This is a genomic window from Algibacter agarivorans, from assembly GCF_039543245.1.
GTDB classification, from domain to species: Bacteria; Bacteroidota; Bacteroidia; order Flavobacteriales; family Flavobacteriaceae; genus Algibacter_G; species Algibacter_G agarivorans.
Genome location: NZ_BAABJJ010000043.1, coordinates 1 through 21768, shown reverse-complemented (window position 1 = coordinate 21768; position 21768 = coordinate 1). Strand labels below are relative to the sequence as shown.

Here is a 21768-nt window from a genome sequence, read left to right as displayed (position 1 = left end):
AATTATATCATAAATACTATATTTATCGAAAAATTAAACAATATGGATTTTACATTTCAGGTTTTAAATAATACACGCGCCATTTTCAATAAAATAATTGAAAATAACGCTTTAGAAGATTTAAATAAAATTCCTGCCGGTTTTAATAACAACATTATATGGAATATTGGGCATATTGTGGTTTCAGAGCAATTATTAGCCTATAAGTTATCTGGGTTAGATACCATGGTTTCTGATGAAATGATTAATACCTATAGAAAAGATTCTAAACCTGAAGGCGATATAACCCAAGAAGACGTAAACGAAATAAAAGGGTTGCTATTTTCAACGGTAGAAAAAACAAAGTCTGATTATAATAAAGGGGTGTTTAAAATGTATAATGCTTACACCGTATCTACTACTGGAAACACATTATCCAATATTGATGAGGCTTTACAATTTATAGCCATTCACGAAGGCTTACATTATGGTTATGTTTTGGCACTATTAAAAGCTGTTAAAAACTAGATAAGGTTCAATTTCATCAAAAGGAATTACAAATTCTATAATACCTGTGGAATATGGTGCAATTTCATAGGTATTGTAAAGCAAAACAAGACCTTCTTCGCTATAGGCTATATTTAATGGTAAATTAAATGAATTGGTGTTAACAGTGTCTTCCTTTTCTGCAATGGCCTTACTGAAATAAGGTTTAGCCACTTTTTTAAAGGCTTCAACGTCGTTTATCAAGTTCTTATTAGAAATTACATGTCCAGTTTCAGCATCAAAATTCAAAAAAGAAATATGTAATGAACCGTGGGCACCACCTGTATTAACATAAGAGGTTATTGCAATGCTTACAATGTCTGGTGATTCATATATAACTTCACCATCTATTTGAGCGTCCCATTGCTGTTCGGTTTCTGGGAAATCACTTTTAAAGGTGTTGTATTCTTTATTAAAAGATAAAATGCTTTCTTTAATAGATTTTGAAACAGCATCATCATTTGGATTCCCAATATGCAATGCTTCTATTACCATGTCTTGTATTTTTGAATTTATGTTATCTGCTATAATCTCATTTCCATGAGCTTCAGGAATATTTACTTCAACAATAGTGTTGTTTTCTGCGGAAATATTAATTTCTGAGAATGATGTTTTCTGTACTTCATTACAAGCAATAAAAATAAAGAATGAGCAAAAAAGGATAAGGCGTTTTCTATAAAGCATACTTAAATTTGTTAACCTAGATTAAAGGTAATTATTGCATTTGAATTGAAAAAGAATTCTTCGATAGATTATCGAGGTTTCGCTTCAGATGGCCTTTCTTGGGAATCTATAAATAATGCAGATTTGGTATAAATAAAAAATCGCATATAGAATTAATATTATTTTTTACTATACCCAATTAAAAGTAGCATTTGTGTATCAAATTAAACACTAAAGTTATTCACAGAGGTCGTTAGGGCTTGATAAAGCTAATGGTCCCGAAATAAAACTTCTGAAATCTGGATATGAAGTTGTTTTTGCCAGCGATTATATGGTGGCTTTTTGTATGCATTTTAAAAATGTATGTTTTTCTTTAATCTAAGTAGTAGATATAACCAACGTTTAGCCATACTAACCAGTCGTTATTTTGATTAAACTCCAATTGGTGGTTAAGACCGTCAACCCAATCGCTAAAATAGTATTGAAATCTAAAATCTAACATTAAATCTGATAGCTTATCTAGTTTATAACGCACGCCTACACTAGAAACAATAGACCAGGTTCCACCAGGTGAAGGGTCAACAGATCCAGGATCCCAAAAAGAGTAAAAATTACTTGGGTCTGTAACATCGCCGATAGCATTAGGATCTGGATTAGCATAAGTGGTACTAACTTCTGGAGTAAAAGACGTATAATGAACCCCTAAGCTTCCAAAAGGAGCAAATCTGTAGCCAAAAGATTGAAAAGAACGAATACTTAAAGGGAAAAATTCAAGTTGTGTGCCAATATCTAAATTTTCAGCAATACCTTTATGTCCCCTAAGTTTATTAGCATTTGGAGATGTTTTAGATGGGTCAACAAACTCACCTAAATGTTCAAGATTGGTCTTATTCCAAGATATTTCGTTTCGTAATTTAAAGTGGTCGTTAAAGTAGGTATCGGTAGTATAACAATTACAATCGGCTCTGTAAGAAAAGTTTAAATAATGTACAATTCCTATTCCGAAACCAGAATTACCAAAATTTGTTTTTGAATCTTCACGAACACCGTAGTCTGATCTAAATTGTAGAGGCCCTGCAATAACACCTATTTCGTGAGAAAATCCTAGCTGAGCACTTGCAGTTTGAACAATAACAAACAAGCAAAAAGCAGATGCTAAATGTTTCAAGTTAAACATAAAGAGGTTTCATTTTTTGAGGGCATTATTATGAACAAATATATAAAAAGTCACTTAACAAACAAATATTAATAGGTTTTGCAAAATTCATTAAAAATATTTATTGCGAATTTCAAAAAAAAACACATATATTTTTGAACATAACGTATATTTGTAGCAATAAATTACTTATTTAATAAATAATAACACAATAATTGTATATATGAAAAGCAACATTGAAGCATTTATGGATCTTGTAAAAGAAAGAAATGGTCATGAACCTGAGTTTTTACAAGCTGTTGAGGAAGTAGCAGAAACTGTAATTCCCTACATTGTTCAACATGATATTTATTATGGTAAAAACATTTTGCTAAGAATGGTAGAGCCAGAACGATTAATTTCGTTTAGAATTTCTTGGGTAGATGATAGCGGAGAAATACAAGTTAACAGGGGCTATAGAGTTCAAATGAATTCAGCTATAGGGCCTTACAAAGGAGGTTTGCGTTTTCATCCTACAGTAAATGCCAGTATATTAAAATTTTTAGCTTTTGAGCAAGTGTTTAAAAACTCTTTAACAACCTTACCAATGGGAGGCGGTAAAGGAGGTTCGGATTTTGACCCCAAAGGTAAATCTGACAATGAAATTATGCGTTTTTGCCATGCTTTTATGAGTGAATTATTTAGATATATAGGTCCAAATACAGATGTTCCTGCGGGAGATATTGGAGTGGGTACTAGAGAAATAGGTTTCTTATTTGGTATGTACAAAAAATTAAGGAATGAATTTACTGGAGTTTTAACTGGTAAAGGGATGTCTTGGGGTGGCTCATTAATTAGACCAGAAGCAACAGGTTACGGAACTGTATATTTTGCTCAAAAAATGCTTGGAACTGGGGGTGATAGTTTTGAAGGGAAAAAGGTTGTGGTGTCTGGTTCAGGAAATGTAGCACAATATGCAGCAGAAAAGGTTTTACAGCTAGGCGGAAAAGTACTTACGCTTTCAGATTCGTCAGGGTATATTTATGATGAAGAAGGGATAAATAAAGAAAAATTAGCTTTCGTTATGGAACTTAAAAATGTTAAGCGTGGTAGAATTAGTGAATATCTAAAAACACACCCTAATGCAAAATTTATTAAAGGGAAAACCCCTTGGGAAGTAGCTTGTGATGTTGCGTTACCATGTGCCACTCAAAACGAATTAAATGAAGAGGATGCTAATACCCTTTTAAGTAACGGTTGTATTTGTGTTAGTGAAGGCGCTAATATGCCTTCAACTAAAGAGGCTATTGCAGCTTTTCATAAAGCGAAGATATTATTTGCTCCCGGTAAAGCTTCTAATGCGGGTGGTGTTGCAACTTCTGGTTTAGAAATGACTCAAAACTCCTTAAGATTTAAATGGTCTAGAGAAGAGGTAGATAATAAGCTTAAAGATATCATGTCAGATATTCATAAATCATGCTTAGAATATGGTAAAGATGATGATGGATATGTGGATTATGTAAGAGGTGCTAATATTGCAGGCTTTGTAAAAGTGGCAGATGCTATGTTGGCGCAGGGGGTTGTGTAGAAGAATTTAAATAACACTAGACAAAAGCTTTCCGTGATTCGGAGAGCTTTTTTATTTAAAATATATTATTTCTAAGTAAAACTCGTTAGTTATAAATATATTTGAATTTCCAAATAAAGTTTATGTTTAGAAGACTAGTTGTTTTTATAATTTATCTAATTCCATTGTTGCAGTTTTCTCAAGATTTCTCAGCACTTTGGAAGGGGCATTTCTCTTATAATGAAATAAAAGCTATTGCTCAGGGTAATAATAAAATTTATGCAGCAGGAGATAATGCAATTTTTAGTTTAGATACTCAATCCAATGAAATAAAAGAAGTTACTACAGTTAACGGTTTGTCGGGTGAAAGCATTTCAACAATATATTATAGTGAAGATTATGAATTACTAGTAATTGGGTACGATAATGGTCTTATTGAAATAGCCTTTGATAATGACACTGAAATTCTAACGATTGTAGATATTATAGACAAGCCTACTATTCCTCCTAATGATAAAAAAATTAATCATTTTAATGGATATCAAAATGTTGTATATATTTCAACAAATTATGGTATCTCAGTATTTGATTTAGAAAGGTTAGAGTTTGGAGATACTTATTTTATAGGAAATGGTGGAAGTCAAATCCAAGTGAGCGAGACCTCGGTTTTTGGCGATTATTTATATGCGACCTGTCTTGGTGGAAATGGTATAAGAAAAGCTCAAGTTTCAAGCCCTAATTTAATAGACTATCAAAATTGGCAATCAATTACTTCTGGCAATTGGGTGTCAATAGAAACTCAAGAAAATAAACTATACGCCATTAATTCAAATAGAAAGATTTATCAAATTGTAAATGATGTTATTAACGAGGAATTTACGTATTCTGATTTGCCTTTAAGTATGATATCTGTTAATGGAAACTTAGTGGTTTCAACCCAAAATAACGTTTTTGTTTATGATTCTAATTTCAATATCATATCTCAAGTAGCTATAGAGGCTGATTTTGATACAAAATATACAACGGCTACTATTGATTTAGAGCATATTTATATTGGCACCAAAGATTTTGGAATGTTGAAAACCCCACTTAATAATTCCGTAATTTTTGAAGAAATCCGTCCTAATGGGCCTCTATTAAACACGCCATTTTCAATTGAAGCAGAAAGAGACGGATTATGGGTTACTTTTGGGGGGTATTCATCAAGATATGTTCCTTCATCAAAAAAATACGGAGTTAGTCACTTGGAAGGTGAAATTTGGAAGAATATTCCTTATGATAGCCTATTCAATTCTAGAAATTTAAATAGTATATCTATAAACCCTCTTAACACAGAACAAGTCTTTATTAATTCATTTCAAGATGGGATGGTGGAGATTATTAATAATGAACCAATAATAAGATACGACCAAACAAATAGTGGTCTTGAATCATTGGTTTTACCTGGAGTCCCAAACTATATAAGTTTAAGGTTGTCAGGATCAACTTTTGATAGAAATGGGTTGCTATGGACTACAACCTCTTTTTTAAAAAAACCGTTAAAGTCATATCAACCAAGTAGTGGTCAATGGAAAAGTTATGACTTTACCGATTTAATTCCAGATCCACTTAATCAAAATTTAGGCTTTAGCGATATTGTAATTGATAATAGTGAAATTAAATGGATAGGTAGTTTTAACTTTGGGTTAATAGGTTTTAATGAAAACAATAGTAATCCAATAATAAAGAGTATTAAAGGTGATGTAGAAAATTTCCCTTCTTTTAATGTTACCGCTTTAGCTTTGGATAAAAGAAATCAGTTATGGATTGGAACGGATTCGGGACTAAGAGTTCTATTTAACACCTCAAACTTTTTTAATGATGATGATGTTCGTGTAGAAGAAATCATCATAGAAGAAGATGGTATCGCTAAAGAGCTTTTATTTCAACAAACTATTACAGATATAAAAGTTGATGGGTCGAATAATAAATGGATCGGAACTGCCGATTCCGGATTGTTTTATTTTTCATCAGATGGACAAAACACGATATTTCATTTCACAAAAGATAATTCGCCGTTACCATCAAATACAATTAACGACATTGCTTTAGATGAAGCAAATGGCATAGTATATATAGCTTCAAATAAAGGTCTTGTGTCATTTCTGTCAGGGGGATCAAGTCCTTTTGAAGATTTGCAAAGTGCTTATGCATATCCTAATCCGGTTAGGCCAACATTCAATATTGTAGATGAAAAAGTTAAAATTAAAGACATCTCCGAAAATGTAAACATTAAAATCACGGATATTGAAGGTAATTTAGTTGCCGAAGCACAATCTAGAACGAACCAACGATATAATGGTTTTAACCTAGAAATAGATGGAGGTACCGCATACTGGAACGGGAGGAATTTTGCAAATAATGTGGTAGCGTCTGGAGTTTATTTAGTTATGCTTTCGGATTTAGATACTTTTGAAACCAAAGTTTTAAAATTAATGGTTGTTAGATAATGCTCATTACTACAAATGCTATTGTTCTATCTAAATTAAAATATAGGGATAATGACTTAATAGTTAAATGTTACACGCAACAATTAGGCGTTGTAAGTTTCCTGTTAAGAGGTGTTTTAAAAAGTAAAAAGGGAAACACAAAGGTTGCCTACTTTCAGTTATTGTCTCAATTGCAAATTGGGTTTCTTTATAAGAATAATAGGTCTTTACAAACTATTAAAGACACAAAACTTAATTGCATTTACAGAAGTTTGCATTCGCATGTTTTAAAAAGCGCCATTGTTATGTTTTTATCTGAGGTTTTAACAAGTACCTTACAAGAAGAAGAACAAAACGAGACGCTATTCAGTTATTTGGAAAATACGCTTTTATGGTTGGATTCTCAATCCGAATACGCTAATTTTCATTTGTTATTCTTATTGAAATTAACTAAATACCTAGGATTTTATCCAGAGACTACAAACATTGAATACCCTTTTTTTGATTTAAGCGAAGGTAAATTTGAATTGAAATCAAATAACAGGTACATTGTGTCTAGCGAAAATTTAGCGCTCCTAAAACAGTTATTAGGCACAACATTTGATGGATTACCTAATGTGAAAATTAACGCCAAGCAAAGACAGTCGTTTTTAAGTATGATGTTGCTTTATTTTGAACTACATTTGGGGAGTTTTAAAACCCCTAAATCACTACAGGTATTTAATCAAGTTTTTAGTTAAAACATGAGGTTTTTATATATTACTTTCTTCTTATTACTTGTTTCTATAGCCACTCAGGCTCAGAACATTAAAGTTCTTAATGAAGTAACTAAAGAACCTATTTCTGGCGTAGCTATTTACAATGTTGATAAATCTAAAAGTGGGATTACCAATTTTAGAGGCGAGGCAGAATTAGATGATTTTTCGGATACTGAAATCATTTATTTTAAACATTTATCGCATGTTTTAAAAAAACTAACCAAACTAAAGTTAGGGCATTCAAATAAAGTGTATTTAGTTTCAAATACTCAGGGGCTAGAAGAGATTGTTATTTCTGCTTCAAAGTTTGAACAAAGCAAAAAAGATATACCCCAAAAAATAGTCAGTATGAATACTAAAAGTATTCAATTTATAAATCCACAAACCAGTGCCGATTTATTAGAGAATACAGGGCAGGTATATGTACAGAAAAGCCAGTTAGGTGGAGGAAGCCCAATGATTAGGGGTTTTTCTACCAACAGACTATTAATAACTGTAGATGGCATAAGAATGAATAACGCCATTTTTAGAGGTGGAAATCTACAAAATGTTATTGCCGTAGACCCTTTTTCTATTCAAAACACCGAAGTTACTTTAGGTTCGGGTTCTGTTATATATGGAAGTGACGCTATTGGTGGAGTTATGGGTTTTTATACCCAAAAACCAAAATTATCCAATTCTGATTCATTAGTGTTTAGTTCTAACGCAGTATTAAGGTACGCTTCAGCCAGTGATGAAAAAACAGGGCATTTTGATTTTAATTTGGGGTACAAAAAATGGGCATTTGTTACCAATGCTAGTTATACAAGTTTTGGCGATTTAAAAATGGGAAGTCACGGGCCTACTGAATATCTAAGACCAGAATTTGCTTTAGCAACAAGTAATGGCGATGTTATCATTCAAAACAACGACCCTTTAGTTCAAAAATTTTCTGGATATAATCAATTAAATATGATGCAGAAAGTGCATTATAAACCCTTTAAAGATTTAAGCTTTGATTTAGGGGTTTTTTATACTACAACATCAGATGTCCCAAGGTATGATCGCTTAATTCGCTATAGAAATGACGTGTTGCGTTCCGCAGAGTGGAACTATGGACCGCAGCAATGGTTTATGTCTAATTTACAAGTTACTAAACTAAGCAGTCGTTCCAATTTATATGATAAAATAAAAGCTACCATAGCTTATCAAAATTTTCAAGAAAGTAGAATAGATAGAGATTTTCAATCGTCAACTCGTAATATTCGAGAAGAAGCTGTTGATGCGTATTCATTTAATTTAGATTTAGAAAAAAGATTTAGTCTTAAAACCCAATTTTTTTACGGTGTAGAGTATGTTTATAATAAAGTGATGTCTCATGGCGAAGAAGAAGATATATCTAATAACATAGTATCTCCAACGGTTTCTCGATACCCAAATGGAGCAAGTTGGCAGTCTGCGGCTGTCTATTCTAGTATTAAATATAAACCCAGCCCTAAATTTGTATTTCAGTCGGGCTTACGTTTTAATCATGTGATTTCTAAGGCTGATTTTAAAGAAAATAATGTGTTTTTAAATTTACCTTTTGAATCATCAAAAAATGAAGCAGGAGCACTTACAGGAACTGCAGGTATCAGTTGGTCGCCAAATAGAACTTTGCAATGGAAATTAAATGCATCGTCTGCTTTTAGAGCCCCCAATATTGATGATATTGGTAAGGTGTTCGATTCAGAACCAGGTTCTGTAGTCGTGCCAAATGAAACTTTAAGACCAGAGTACGCTTATGGTGGGGAGTTGGGATTGAAATTAAATTTTGATGATAAATTAGTGCTTGATATGAGTACATACTATACCTATTTAGATAACGCTTTAGTGCGAAGAGATTATAATTTAAATGGCGAGACAGAAATTATTTATGATGGCGAATTAAGTAATGTGCAAGCCATACAAAATGCTTCAAAAGCTTGGATTTATGGTTTTGAAGTAGGGTTAAAAATGGCTATTACTAATGGACTTAATCTGAATTCTCAATATAGTATTATTGGTGGAACAGAAGCGGCAGGCGATATAGAAGTTCCTATTCGTCATGTAGCACCAAATTTTGGAAATACACATTTGGTTTGGAATTCTAAAAACTTAAAACTGGATGTATTTGCTAATTATAATGGCGATTTATCTTTTAATCAATTAGCACCATCAGAAATTGAAAAAGATTATATCTATGCTTTAGATGAAAACGGCAATCCATATAGCCCATCGTGGTATACGCTTAATTTTAGAGCGCAATATCAAATAAACAGTTCTACAACAATAACAGTGAGTTTGGAAAACATAACAGACCAACGTTATAAAACCTATTCGTCTGGTATTGCAGCAGCAGGACGGAACTTTATTTTGTCATTAAAATATAGTTTGTAACCTCATTACGAAACTTTTTAAAAAGTTGGGGTAATCTGCTAAATTGTAATTTGTAAGATTAATCCGTGTCTTGTAACGATGCTAGGAGGCAAAGCGAAGACTAAAAAAATAGGCCTTGTTTTGCAGAGATTCGAAAAGGTTTTTGTCGCGAAAAGACGCGAAGGCGCAAAGCGAAGACTGAAAAATCAACGTTTATTTCGCTGAGATACGCAGGTTTTTTACAGACTCGCAAAGTATGAATTTACAAGGATTTTGAAAACATTTTAAAACGCTCTGTGTATCTCCGTGAAAACCCTGTGTTATAATTTCAGCTTTTCTAGAAGCACAATATATTCGTAAAGACAATTATCTTTTTACAGCTTTTTTAGTAATAATTGCTCCGTTTGATAATTCAACTTTAGCAATATAAACCGTGCTACTTATTTTTGAAAGCTTGTAAGTTTCAGAATTAGTCTGACCTTTAAACTCATATAATTGTCTTCCTAACAAATCAAATATTCTAATTGTTTTTATAGTATTAGAAGTTGTGAATTGTACATTGTCATCTTTAAGTTCAACAATTTTAAGTGATTTTGAATCTGAAATAACATCATTAGTGGATAAAGCATTGTCATTAAATACAATTTCAAAACGGTCATTAAACTCTCCAGTTTCAGATGTAAATGTGTAATCTGAAGTAGATAAATTGTGTAGTTTGTTAAGTAGATTGTCTTTTATATAAATGGTGTTGTTGTTTAAAAAATGACCTTGTAATTGTGCAATAGATAGTTTGTATAAAGTTGGCACATCAATTTTGGTGCTAAAACCAATATTTAAAACTTCATCATTATTTATACTATTTAAACTTTTCCCTTGAATTACGTATTTTGTGTCTACGTTTTCAATTGTAGAATATAAAACTGCACCATAATTTTCAGGAATTAATCTAGGCGCATCAAAGGCCATGCCGTCATAAGCATTAGTAGCATTGTCAACGTAGCCAACAAGTATTTGATTAAACACACCATTATCTGATGTTAAGTTTACCCAAAGTCTGTTTTCTGAAGAACTAGAAGTACTCGATTTTTTTGCACTAGCAGCTTTAAAAAACTGCGTATTACTTGTGCCATTTGCCATACGCATAGCGTTGGTAAATGTAGCTGTACCACCAATAGCTGTTGAAGGAATAAAAAAGCCTTGACCAGATGCTATAAAACCATTAGGTTGACTTCCAGTATCTCCCCTAGCGCCAACACCACCAACGCCAACAGCATATGTAGCATAATCATCTAAACTAAAATTTAAGTTTTCATTACCTGGATTAGCTGTACTTGGTGGGGTGCCTTGATCCCAAAAATAAGCCACACCTTCTACAACTGTAGAATTTGCAGTATGAAAAGCATTAAAATCTATAGCAGAAGGATAAGGGTTTCCAATAAAGTTCCACTTCATCCCAAGATTAGCAGGATTAAAAGTAATGTTTACGGGAACATCTCGTGTATTAAATTCTCCTGTAAAAGTTGCAATATCTGTTGCTCCAGGAAAATGAAGTCGAGCCGCAGTTGCAGCATAACCAACACCAGGTAACATCGTATTTCCAGCCATTGCAGTTTGCCAATCGTTACCAGTTTCACCTATATCATCTCCATCTGTATCTACAAAGCCTGCTGCATTGAATGAATAACGCCTATCCGCATCTACAAGAGGAAATACATTTCCTATGGTTTCTCCAACAACAGGAGAACTCCAATAAGTATAATAAAACCAATCGGCTTTTGGTGGAGTTATTTTATTAACAGATGCTGTACCAGTACCGCTAACTGTAAAAGTACCTGTATTGCCACGCTGAACAAAGTTTCCTTGAGTTTCAACTATTAAAGTACCATCAACAATCACGTTGTTTTCAACTTCTATAAATCCACCATTATTTACTCTTACAATTACAGGATTAGTAGTGCTTGATGATACTTCATTAATATATAAGCTACATGCTGAAAAGCTATTAGCTGTTGTAGCAGTATAGTCTCCATCGATTACAACAGAAGTTGTAGATGTAGGAGGAGCATCCCAAGATGTTCCATTCCATGTTACAGTAGTTGGACAAGTTAAGGCAGAAATAACACCGTTAAAAGTAAAATCATTAATGCTAAAAGTCCCAGTGGAACCGCTAGCTCCCCAACCATAAAACCGAAATGTTATTGCACTTGATATATCTTGGTAAGTACCAGAAGATAAATCTATTGTTGTACCACTTGTCGTTGGAATTCCAATATTTGCACTATAACCATCTAAACTACTTCTAAAAGCGAAATTTATTGGACCTGTTGGTGAGACTTGACCTGTATAAACAAAATTTACAAAGTCAATTTCAAATGTTGTATTTGGTGTTAACGTAAATTCAAAATAATCATTAAGGTCTAAGCTTGCTGAATCCCAATTAATAGCGTTATATCTGTCATTTGCATTTCTTCCACTAACCCCAATTCCTCTGCTAATTCCATTAACTGAAATGTTGGGGTCAACATATTGCCCTGTGAAATAAGGATTAATTTGTCCTGGGTTTGTTCCAGTTATTATATTTGAAAAAATATCTTGTCCAAAACCTAAAGCAACTACACCAAAAAGTGCAATTGTAATTGTAATCGATTTTATATAAGTAATCTTTTTCATAATCGTTAAGTTTTAAAATTTAGATTTGGCTTTTATAAATTTTATTCTTGTTATTAATGGTTCTATTGTTATTTTTGATAAGCTATGCAATCAAAAAAAACATATACGGTACAAGAAGCCACCAAAAAACTGGAGTATTATTGTGCGTATCAGGAACGCTGCCATCAAGAAGTTAGAAATAAGTTAGAGACTATGTACATGATACCCGAGGCTATCGATGTGATTATAGTTCATTTGCTTGAACATAACTTTCTTAATGAAGAACGTTTTGCCAAAACATTTGTAAGTGGTAAGTTTAGAATTAAGGCTTGGGGCCGTCGTCGATTAACTTTTGAATTAAAGAAAAAAGACATAGGCAAAGTTAATATAAATCAGGCACTTGCAGAAATTGAAAACACGGAGTATATCGAAGTTTTCAATGATTTAGCCGAAAAAAGAGTCAAATTGATTAAAGAAAATAACATTTTTAAGAAACGAAAAAAATTAATCGATTATCTGCTTTATAGAGGGTGGGAATCGCATTTAGTATATGAAAAAGCCTACGAATTAATCAAATAACAAACAAAAAAAGAGGTCATAGATGATTTCTATGACCTCTTTTTTTTGTAAGAATTGATTCGTTTTTATAAATTAAAAGAAGCACCTAAATTAACAGTAAATTGATTATGTAAGGTTTCAGCAGCTGTTAAAGTGCCTGTTTTGTATTTTGCAAATGGGACGTTTAATTCGGTAAAAATACCAAAGCCTTCAGTAAAAAAGTAACGCGCTCCTAAATGCCCGCCAAAGTTTTTAAGCCCAAGACTTAACCCAGGATACACATCAAAGTTCTCATCAATATTTATCACATTTCCTAGGTTCGCATTAAAACGCGCTCTAACATCAAAACGATTGTCAAAATTGGCATCAAGGCTGTCATCTACATGGTTTTTTAAGGCATCGTCAACACCTAAAAGGTAAGTAGAGGATATTCCAATAGAAATATTTTCGCCAATACCAAAATCGTAACTTAAATTAAGACCAGTACCGTTATCTTGAAGGTTAGCGCCAACCTGGAATTTGTTATCACCATTTCCTATATAAGCCTGAGCGTTAATAAGTGATACACTTAATATTGCTAATAATAAAATTGATTTTTTCATGATTTGAGTTTAAATTTTAAGTTGGCAAATATATTACAAGTTTTTTAAAATGAAACTTAATATTTATAAATGCTTATGCGTTCTAACTATGGCTTGTTCATTTTTCCAATCTATCCATTTCTGCCCTTTAATACGGCGCATTACATTATCGTAATTGCGCATAATAAAAACGTTATAAACTGCCTTTCCAAAATTTTTGGGATTTCTGGCAATAGCACGTAAGCTCATAGAAAACCCAGGCGTTAGATAGCGCATGTGGTGCCAATATCCTTCGGGCATATATAAAACTTCACCATGGTTAAGTTCTGTTTTATAGCCCTTAGCTTTTTTTAACATCGGCCATTTGTCAAAATCAGGATTGTTAAAATCGATATCTTCTCTTGCAATAAGAGAATGCGGGATTTTATACAAAAAACCGTTCTGTTCTTGGTCAAACAAAATACATTGCTTTTTGCCTTCAAAATGAAAGTGAAAAATATTGGCTAAATCAATATCATAATGCATAAAAGTATGCGAATCTCTTCCGCCGAAAAACAGCATGGGTATGCCTTTCATTAATCGTAATCCAAAATCAGGGAAGTTAAAATCTTTTTGCAATGCAGGGATTTCCTTGAGCGCATTCCATAAAAAAATACGATATTTAGTAGGTTTGTTCTTCAATAAATCCACATAATCGCTCAATTTCATTTTAGCATGTGGTTCATTAAAACCATCTCTGTAATCCACAGGTCTGTCATCATAAAGCGGGATAGTTAAATCCCCGCCAATCGCTTTCATATAGTCCAAATTCCATTTGGTGTATGCGGGCCAGTCTTCAATAAAGCGCTCAATAACCACAGGTTTTTGTGGCTTAAAATAGTGCTTTAAAAAATCCGCTTTAGTAATTGTTTTTACTCGCGGAATATCCTGTAAGTTTAACGACAAAGCTTAATTTAGTTTTAGTAGGTAAAGTTAGTGAAACCTTGTGAGAATAGAAATAGTATTTTATTAGGATGCCAGCCAGCCAGCGGGTAGGTTACCTCGCCCTTTGTCTGCTTTCAAGGCAGGTGGTCGGGCTTTGCACTTTATCTTTTGCTTTTTGTCATCCCTGTAAAGGCAGGAATCCAGTTGTAAATGTTTAGTTTCTCCAAAAGTTTATTACTTGTATGTTAAAGAACAGAAGGATGCTGTTTCAATCTTTAAAGCAAGCTTGCCTTAAGGTCATTCTTAGTAAGCAACAAGATTTATTTAGCTGCTTTAGCCTTTTCTTTAGCCACTTCGTTTCGCTCAATGGTATGTTCAGGACGTGTCCATTTTGGTTTTTCGCCCAAGGCTTCGTATTCAGATTCACTAGCTTCAACCGTTTTTGGTTGCACCTTTTTTGTAAAAGGTTTTTGCGGATTTAGTCCTAATAAGTCAAACATTTTCATGTCTTCGTTTACATCAGGGTTAGGCGTTGTTAATAATTTATCGCCAGCAAAAATAGAATTAGCACCAGCAAAAAAGCACATGGCTTGTCCCTCTCTAGTCATTTGGGTTCTTCCTGCACTTAATCGCACTTGGGTTTCTGGCATTACAATTCTAGTGGTAGCTACCATACGTATCATATCCCAAATAGAAACGGGTTGTTGGTCTTCAAGAGGTGTGCCTTCAACAGCTACTAGTGCATTGATAGGAGTTGATTCTGGCTGCGGATTTAAAGTAGACAGCGCCACAAGCATACCAGCTCTGTCTTCTATATTTTCACCCATACCAATAATACCACCGCTACAAACCGTTACATTGGTTTTGCGCACATTACCAATAGTGTCCAAGCGGTCTTGATAACCACGTGTGGAAATCACTTCTTTATAATACTCTTCAGATGAATCTAAATTATGATTGTAAGCATATAAACCAGCTTCAGCTAAGCGTTGTGCTTGGTTTTCGGTAATCATTCCTAAAGTACAACACACTTCCATATCCAGTTTGTTAATGGAACGTACCATTTCCAGAACTTGGTCAAATTCTTCACCATCTTTCACATTTCTCCAAGCTGCTCCCATGCAAACACGGGAACTTCCTGTAGATTTTGCACGTAAAGCTTGTGCCTTAACTTGCTGAACGCTCATTAAATCATTGCCTTCAATATCGGTATGATAACGTGCTGCTTGCGGACAATAACCACAATCTTCAGAACATCCACCAGTTTTTATAGATAATAAGGTACTTACTTGAACCGTATTGGGGTCGTGGTTTACACGGTGTACCGTTGCTGCTTCGTAAAGCAGTTCCATTAAGGGTTTGTTGTATATGTCTAGTATCTCGTCTTTGGTCCAGTTGTGTTTAGTCTCGCTCATAAATCTGCTCGTTAGTTAGCATCAAAAATACTAATTTAAAAGTTATGCCCTTAATTTTTAGACAACAAAATAGAAACTGCATTTCCGCCAAATCCCACGGCATTTACTAGTATATTTTGAATTTTATTTGGTATTTTTTGGTTTTTTAGATAAGGAATGCCAATAAATCGTTGATGTTGTAACATCAGCACAGCAAATTCAATACTTAAAGCTCCTGAGGCTCCAAAGGTGTGGCCGATCTTCCATTTATTTGAAGTTACTGCTGGCATATTATCTTTAAATATAGCTTCAATGGCTTTAAATTCTGAAATATCGCCTTTAATGGTTCCTGGAGCATGCATAACAACAATATCAATATCTTCAGGGTTCATAGCGCCCAAGGCCATTTGCATGGATTTTTGAAAACATTGCGCATCACTTGAAATGGAAATGTTGTGCTTTAAAATTTCAGTAGCATAACCAAAACCTTTTATAATAGCGAGTGCATTTTCATGTATTCCAGATTCTAAACATGCCATAGAAGCGCCTTCTCCTAAAACCATGGTGTTTTTAGTTTTGTTGAGGTCTAAGGCTCTGCAAGGAAAAGCATTAGTTTCTTTTGAATATATTTTTAAAGCCTGCATTTGTGCAATAGTAAACGGCGTTAATGGGGCTTCACTTCCGCCTACCAAGAATGTACCGCACATGCCTGAATTTATCCAAGCAATGCCGTTAAGCATACTATGTAATGCCGTAGAGCAAGTAATAGAATGACTTATTTCTGGGCCTTCAGTTTGTAAATCGTGTGCCACCCAAGATGATATATTCCCTAAAGTTGTTGTTGGAGAACTTAAGGTGTCTGACTTATTATTTTTTAAAAACGATTCGTGATATTTTTCAAAAAGCTCTGTAGCACCACGAGAAGAACCAATATTAATTCCGTAGTTATCTGTGCCGTTCCAACCAGCCTGTTTTATGGCTTGTCTTGACGCGTAAATAGCATATAGAACAGTACTATCTAGTGATTGGTATTTGTTGTCTGATTGTCGTAAAACGGCAATATCTTGTTTAGCTTCTTCAGGAATTTCAGAGACTAAAACTTCTTTTCCTAAAAAATCTTTTTTAGTAATGCAATGTGTCTTATTTTGGTAGCTTTCCCAAGCGTCTTCAAGAGATTTTCCTAAGGAAGAAATAGATGAAATAGCGGTAATTGAGATTGGTTTTTGCATATTTTTTCGTCATGCTGTCCCGAAAGCTTTCAGGATTATTTCAGCATCTCATAATTTTGTGATGCGAATCTGAAACAAGTTCAGATTGTCGTTAATTGACAAAAATAGTACTTATGCGTTAGGGATAGAAGCGGCATCCTTTTTAATTTTCAAAAAAATTTAAAAGATATAGCGGATAGCCCGACCCTTGTGGTAACGCCCTAAATAATTTCTAAAGCTTCTTCAATAACCTGATAAACTTTTTGCAGTTGTTTTTTAGTAATAACATACGGTGCTTGAATATAAATAGTGTTCCCCAGAGGGCGCAAAAACACGCCGTTATCCATAAAAAATTTAAAGAGTTTATCTCGTAAATTCCCGTAGCGTTGCATTTCAACATTCAAATCGAGTGCAAAAATAATTCCTATGTGTCTTGTAGATTTTACTTTCGGATGATGTTTTATACGATTTCCAAAAGCTTGATGTGAGGCTATGATTGTTTTTATGTTATTTTGAATTTCCTCTGATTGCAATAACTCAATACTTGCCAATGCTGCGGTACACGCCAAGGGATTAGCAGAATAGGTGTGTCCGTGAAAAAGCCCTTTGCTGATATCGTCACTATAAAAAGCATCGTAAATTTTCTGAGAGCATGTGGTAAGTGCCATAGGCAGCAAACCACCAGTTAAGGCTTTGCTTAAGCACATAACATCTGGTTTGGTTTCCATATGAAGTGATGCGAAATGCTTTCCTGTTTTTCCGAAACCTGTCATAACTTCGTCCGCTACGGTTATGATATGATGGTTTTTACAGAATTTTAAAATGGCATTTAATCCTTCAGCATCATGCATGTTCATGGCTGCTGCGCCTTGTACTAAAGGTTCGTAAACAAATCCGGCTACTTGGTTATTTGAAACAATAGCTTTTAAGAGTGTTATTATTTCATGACTATTTTCACCATTAGGAACAGGAATACGCTTTACATCTAAAAAGAATTCTTCAAAAGGTCCGTTATAAACCGAAAGCCCTGAAACACTCATGGCGCCAAAAGTATCACCATGAAACCCGTCTTCAAAAGCAATTAAGGTATTGCGTTTTTCACCATTATTAAAATGATATTGCAATGCCATTTTAATACCAATTTCAACGGATGTTGAACCGTTGTCACTAAAAAAAATCTTGTTTTGATTTTTTGGTAAAATTTCGATGAGTGCTTCCGATAATTTTATGGCAGGTTCGTGAGTAAACCCACTAAAAACCACTTGGTCTAATTGCTGCATTTGGTCGGAAACCCGATCGGTAATGTATTTGTTACAATGTCCATACATGCAGGTGTACCAGGAGGCAATGGCATCAATATATTCCTTACCATTTTCATCTGTTAAAATGCATCCTTTTGCTTTGGTTATAGCAATAGTTTCTGGATGTAACTTGTGCTGTGTTAATGGATGCCAGAGGTGTTTTTTATCGCGGTTTTGTAGACTCATTTGTAATATTTAGAAGTTTAATTGCAACGATTCAAGACCTGAAAGATTTTGTTTTAAAACGATTTCAACATCTTTATTTTCAACATGTCCTAGAATGCCCCAAGTTCCATTAAACCCTTCGTCTAATAAAAGTTTTATCATATCTTTTTCGTGTTCGCCTTTTCCAATAGGTAAGATTTTTGCACCATCTATTTGCATACCATTTAAATTTACCGATGCTAAGTGAGGTTTTATAGTTTTAACTATTTGAGGGAAGTTTTCCAGATAATTGTGTGCATGATGAAAATTATATACCATTTTTAGATCATAATCTGGGAGCGACTCAATGATTTTAACTTGGTTATCAGGGTTTCCAAACCATCCTTTATGATTGTAAAGTTGAATTTTGCAATTAATTTTATCCGCTTTTGCTTTAATAAATTTAATCATTTCGGCGGTGTAGTTAATTGATTCTTCTTGTGTTAAATCTTCAAAAAAATTATTGCTAAAACTTAACCACAAATTTGTTCTAAGATTTGATTCTTTTAAAATTTCAAAAACTTTTTCATTTGATGGACTTAACTTACTAAGACTATCTCTTTTTGCATTTAGCCACAACCAAACCGATACAACTTCAATATTATTTTTTTTCGCGAGTTCTAATTCGCTTTTCATATCATTTAAATCTTTGTCGCGCCAATCATATGCATATTTTGTAAAGCCTAAGTCTTTTAGCATTTTAATGCGTTGTGTGGGTGTTCTTTCCAAAGAATCAAAGGCCACAATACACCACGGATAAAGGTTATCCATATTTAGATTAGGTCTGTTTTTATCAGTACAGGATTGTAATAATGTAAGAGCATAAATAAAAAAAACAATATGATTTACATAACGTTTCATAAGAATAGTTTGTTTTACTAAAAAATTATAAGTGCTCTCTAAACAATTCAGCATACTCTTTTACCACATTTTTGTCAAAATAAGGCTCTTCTTCAATGCGTCCAATAATTGGAACTTGAGTCATTTTTTTGATAATATCTTCTGTTGTTTTATGTTCGTTTCCGCTAAAAATAAGGGACACATCAAATCCTTTTTCTTTAAGTAAATTTACTGTTAAAAGTGTGTGGTTGATGCTTCCAAGATAATGTCTTGATACTACAATGACTTTATATTCTGGTTTAATTAAATTGAAAACGGTGTCTTTGTTATTTAGAGGCACTAATAAACCACCGGCGCCTTCAATTACTAAATGATTGTTTGTTTTGGGGGCTTTAATTTTTTTGATATCGATTTCAATACCATCAATATCAGCCGCACCATGCGGACTCATTGGTGTTTTGAGAGCGTAGGCGTTTGGATGAAATTTGGATTTAGAATTTGAAACTAATCGTTTTACTTTTTTAGTATCGCAATTATCAAGTTCCCCTGCTTGTACAGGTTTCCAATAATCGGCTTCTAAAGCTTCCGTTATAATGGCTGAAGCTACTGTTTTACCAACATCGGTTGAAATTCCTGTAATGAAATATGCTTTTTTCTTCATCAAATCATTTAATAGCTCGCCACGAATTCACAAATATATTGCGAAAAATAATTCGTGTATTAGTGGCTAAAACTCATTTTAAATCGAATTCTGTTTTACAATCTTCGCACTTATATTTATGTCTGGTGTAAAATGGTAGTGCCGAAAATAATACACCAAAAATAAACGCAAAAAACGATTTGGCATCTTTTATTGTTGAAAATAACTCAATTCGATTCCCTTTGCAATTTGGACAACTAATAGTATTCCCTTCATCATCAACTGAGTATTTGTTGATGGATTCTAAAATATGTTGCGCTTTTAAAGCATCAGTTGATAAGACTTTGAGTTTAACGCCACCAATGGCATTACTTACTAGGGGGTCTGTATCTATAGTTAAATTGTCTGATAGAAAAACCTGAATACCTTCGGCCTCTAAACGTCCTTTTATAATTTGGGCTTCAGTGGAATATTGAAATCTAGCAATGGTTTTAAAAGTGTCGCTCATATATAATATTGAATGCGTTATGTGATACTGAAATAAATTCAGCACAAGCAAGTTCAGCATGACTGCGTCACAAAAGTAGCTAACAGTTGTAATATTTTCGATATATCATCTTCTGAATTATAACTATGCAAACAAAAACGCAAACGTTCTTGACCTTCAGGAACTGTTGGAGATAAAATGGGCTTTATATCATACCCATAGTCTTGAATTTTTTTTGCAATTGATTTTACTTGGTCGTTTCCTGAAATAATACAACAATGTATGGCTGAATCAGATTCAATAAAAATATTTTCAAGTTTGTTTTTAATAATTTCAGCTTTAAAAAATTGAATATTTTGATGAAGTTTCTCATTGTTTTTAGTACTGGCCAAGTCATTATAAACCGTATGAATCGCTGCTAAACTATGTGGCGGTAGAGCCGTTGTATAAATTAAACTTCTGGAAAAATTAACTAAATATTGTTTTAAGTCTTCACTTCCAAGAATTGCGGCGCCATGGCAACCGATAGCTTTTCCAAAAGTAATTATGCGAGCAAAAACAGTTGCTTCTAATTTTAAATCTTGAATGATGCCTTCACCACGCACTCCAAAAACACCAATAGCATGGGCTTCGTCAACCACTAAAAAAGCGTTATGTTTTTTACTTATCTGAGATATTGCTACTAAATCTGGAGAATCGCCATCCATGGAGAATACGGATTCTGTGACTACATATATCTCTTGATGAGATTCTGAAACAAGTTCAGAATGACGAAGCATTAGCTTTTCTAATGCTTCTAAGTTGTTATGTTTGAATTTATAAGCTTTGGCGTTGCTCATTGAAATACCATCGCGAATGGATGCATGGATATATTCGTCATATAAAATAACATCCCCACGTTGAGCTACGCTTGAGAAAAACCCAATGTTCGCATCGTATCCCGAGTTAAACACTATAGCCGCTTTACTATTATGAAACTCACATAATTGATTCTCTACGGTATTATATAGCGCATGGTTTCCTGAAAGCAAACGCGAACCTTTTGACCCATTTTGTTGGATATTTTGATTAATTAGAAAATCATGACTTCTGTTAAAAATAGTTTCAGATTTTGAAAACCCTAAATAATCGTTTGACGAAAAATCTACCAAATTACTTTGTGCTCCAAGTTGGCGCAAAGCATTATTCGCTTTGCGTTCATCTAGTTTTTGTTGTAGTTTTTTGGGAAAGACTTTCATTTTAAACAAATATAAATAATGCTTTTGTTATTACGTGATTAAAATATTTTTAATTAAAATTATTGTTTTTCGATAATTTTTATATATTTGTTATCGTTAAACAATAATTATATTATGCAAATGACTAAAAACATTCTTTTGAACATAGCAATTATAATTTGTAAAATTATTAGGTTATTAATCAATAGCGTCCTAAACGATTAAAAAAGAGAAAGGGAAATTTGTTCCGCAAAGTTACCTTTGTGGTGCAAC

18 protein-coding genes are annotated in these 21768 nt (G+C 33.5%); 6 read left to right on the top strand and 12 right to left on the bottom strand.

Features of this window, described 5'->3' with window-relative positions:
* Positions 1 to 42: 42 nt before the first annotated feature.
* On the top strand, positions 43 to 507 hold the full coding sequence (locus ABD935_RS14885) for a DinB family protein (RefSeq protein ID WP_345193366.1): 465 nt from the start codon (positions 43 to 45) through the stop codon (positions 505 to 507).
* Here ABD935_RS14885 and ABD935_RS14880 read toward each other — a convergent pair.
* Both ABD935_RS14880 and ABD935_RS14875 read right to left on the bottom strand, forming a co-directional pair.
* Positions 487 to 1209 carry a DUF3298 and DUF4163 domain-containing protein gene (locus ABD935_RS14880; protein WP_345193364.1) on the bottom strand — a complete coding sequence of 241 codons (723 nt, stop codon included), beginning with the start codon at positions 1207 to 1209 and terminating at the stop codon, positions 487 to 489. The genes ABD935_RS14885 and ABD935_RS14880 overlap by 21 nt on opposite strands.
* A gap of 352 nt (positions 1210 to 1561) precedes the next feature.
* Positions 1562 to 2365, bottom strand: a complete 804-nt coding sequence (locus ABD935_RS14875; RefSeq protein WP_345193362.1) for a THC0290_0291 family protein — start codon at positions 2363 to 2365, stop codon at positions 1562 to 1564.
* A 202-nt stretch (positions 2366 to 2567) separates the two neighbouring features.
* Here ABD935_RS14875 and gdhA point away from each other — a divergent pair, with 202 nt between their 5' ends.
* The 4 genes from gdhA to ABD935_RS14855 all read left to right on the top strand — a co-directional run bounded on the left by gdhA (position 2568) and on the right by ABD935_RS14855 (position 9513).
* A complete protein-coding gene (gene gdhA, locus ABD935_RS14870) occupies positions 2568 to 3911 on the top strand; it encodes an NADP-specific glutamate dehydrogenase (RefSeq protein ID WP_345193360.1) in 1344 nt (447 codons plus the stop codon).
* Between the two features lie 122 nt (positions 3912 to 4033).
* Positions 4034 to 6379 (top strand): type IX secretion system anionic LPS delivery protein PorZ, encoded by a 2346-nt coding sequence (gene porZ, locus ABD935_RS14865; RefSeq protein WP_345193358.1) that lies wholly within the window; start codon positions 4034 to 4036, stop codon positions 6377 to 6379.
* Positions 6379 to 7098, top strand: coding sequence for a DNA repair protein RecO (recO, locus tag ABD935_RS14860; protein ID WP_345193356.1), 720 nt, complete (start codon positions 6379 to 6381; stop codon positions 7096 to 7098). The genes porZ and recO overlap by 1 nt, the downstream gene beginning before the upstream one ends.
* A 3-nt stretch (positions 7099 to 7101) precedes the next feature.
* A complete protein-coding gene (locus ABD935_RS14855) occupies positions 7102 to 9513 on the top strand; it encodes a TonB-dependent receptor plug domain-containing protein (RefSeq protein ID WP_345193354.1) in 2412 nt (803 codons plus the stop codon).
* Positions 9514 to 9858: 345 nt separating this feature from the next.
* Here the strand turns inward: ABD935_RS14855 and ABD935_RS14850 are convergent, their stop codons facing one another.
* Positions 9859 to 12162: a T9SS type A sorting domain-containing protein gene (locus ABD935_RS14850; protein ID WP_345193352.1), complete on the bottom strand. Its 2304-nt coding sequence runs from the start codon at positions 12160 to 12162 to the stop codon at positions 9859 to 9861.
* A gap of 84 nt (positions 12163 to 12246) precedes the next feature.
* On the opposite strand from ABD935_RS14850, the gene ABD935_RS14845 reads away from it, so the two are divergent.
* On the top strand, positions 12247 to 12720 hold the full coding sequence (locus tag ABD935_RS14845) for a regulatory protein RecX (RefSeq protein WP_345193350.1): 474 nt from the start codon (positions 12247 to 12249) through the stop codon (positions 12718 to 12720).
* A gap of 65 nt (positions 12721 to 12785) precedes the next feature.
* On the opposite strand, the gene ABD935_RS14840 is transcribed toward ABD935_RS14845, so the two are convergent.
* The 9 genes from ABD935_RS14840 to ABD935_RS14800 form a co-directional block, all read right to left on the bottom strand.
* Positions 12786 to 13301 carry a DUF6646 family protein gene (locus ABD935_RS14840; protein ID WP_345193348.1) on the bottom strand — a complete coding sequence of 172 codons (516 nt, stop codon included), beginning with the start codon at positions 13299 to 13301 and terminating at the stop codon, positions 12786 to 12788.
* A 63-nt stretch (positions 13302 to 13364) separates the two neighbouring features.
* Entirely contained in the window at positions 13365 to 14225 is an 861-nt protein-coding gene (locus ABD935_RS14835) for a cupin-like domain-containing protein (protein ID WP_345193346.1), read from the bottom strand.
* 299 nt (positions 14226 to 14524) lie between these two features.
* Positions 14525 to 15619 (bottom strand): biotin synthase BioB, encoded by a 1095-nt coding sequence (gene bioB / locus ABD935_RS14830; RefSeq protein WP_345193343.1) that lies wholly within the window; start codon positions 15617 to 15619, stop codon positions 14525 to 14527.
* 50 nt (positions 15620 to 15669) lie between these two features.
* Positions 15670 to 16827, bottom strand: coding sequence for a beta-ketoacyl synthase N-terminal-like domain-containing protein (locus tag ABD935_RS14825; RefSeq protein ID WP_345193341.1), 1158 nt, complete (start codon positions 16825 to 16827; stop codon positions 15670 to 15672).
* Between the two features lie 200 nt (positions 16828 to 17027).
* On the bottom strand, positions 17028 to 18293 hold the full coding sequence (bioA, locus tag ABD935_RS14820; RefSeq protein WP_345193339.1) for an adenosylmethionine--8-amino-7-oxononanoate transaminase: 1266 nt from the start codon (positions 18291 to 18293) through the stop codon (positions 17028 to 17030).
* Between the two features lie 9 nt (positions 18294 to 18302).
* Positions 18303 to 19172 (bottom strand): hypothetical protein, encoded by an 870-nt coding sequence (locus tag ABD935_RS14815; RefSeq protein ID WP_345193337.1) that lies wholly within the window; start codon positions 19170 to 19172, stop codon positions 18303 to 18305.
* Between the two features lie 25 nt (positions 19173 to 19197).
* Complete coding sequence (bioD, locus tag ABD935_RS14810; RefSeq protein WP_345193335.1) at positions 19198 to 19812, bottom strand: dethiobiotin synthase; 615 nt, start codon at positions 19810 to 19812, stop codon at positions 19198 to 19200.
* A gap of 73 nt (positions 19813 to 19885) precedes the next feature.
* Positions 19886 to 20299 carry a putative signal transducing protein gene (locus ABD935_RS14805; protein WP_345193333.1) on the bottom strand — a complete coding sequence of 138 codons (414 nt, stop codon included), beginning with the start codon at positions 20297 to 20299 and terminating at the stop codon, positions 19886 to 19888.
* 53 nt (positions 20300 to 20352) lie between these two features.
* Entirely contained in the window at positions 20353 to 21516 is a 1164-nt protein-coding gene (locus tag ABD935_RS14800; protein ID WP_345193331.1) for an aminotransferase class I/II-fold pyridoxal phosphate-dependent enzyme, read from the bottom strand.
* Between the last annotated feature and the right edge of the window lie 252 nt (positions 21517 to 21768).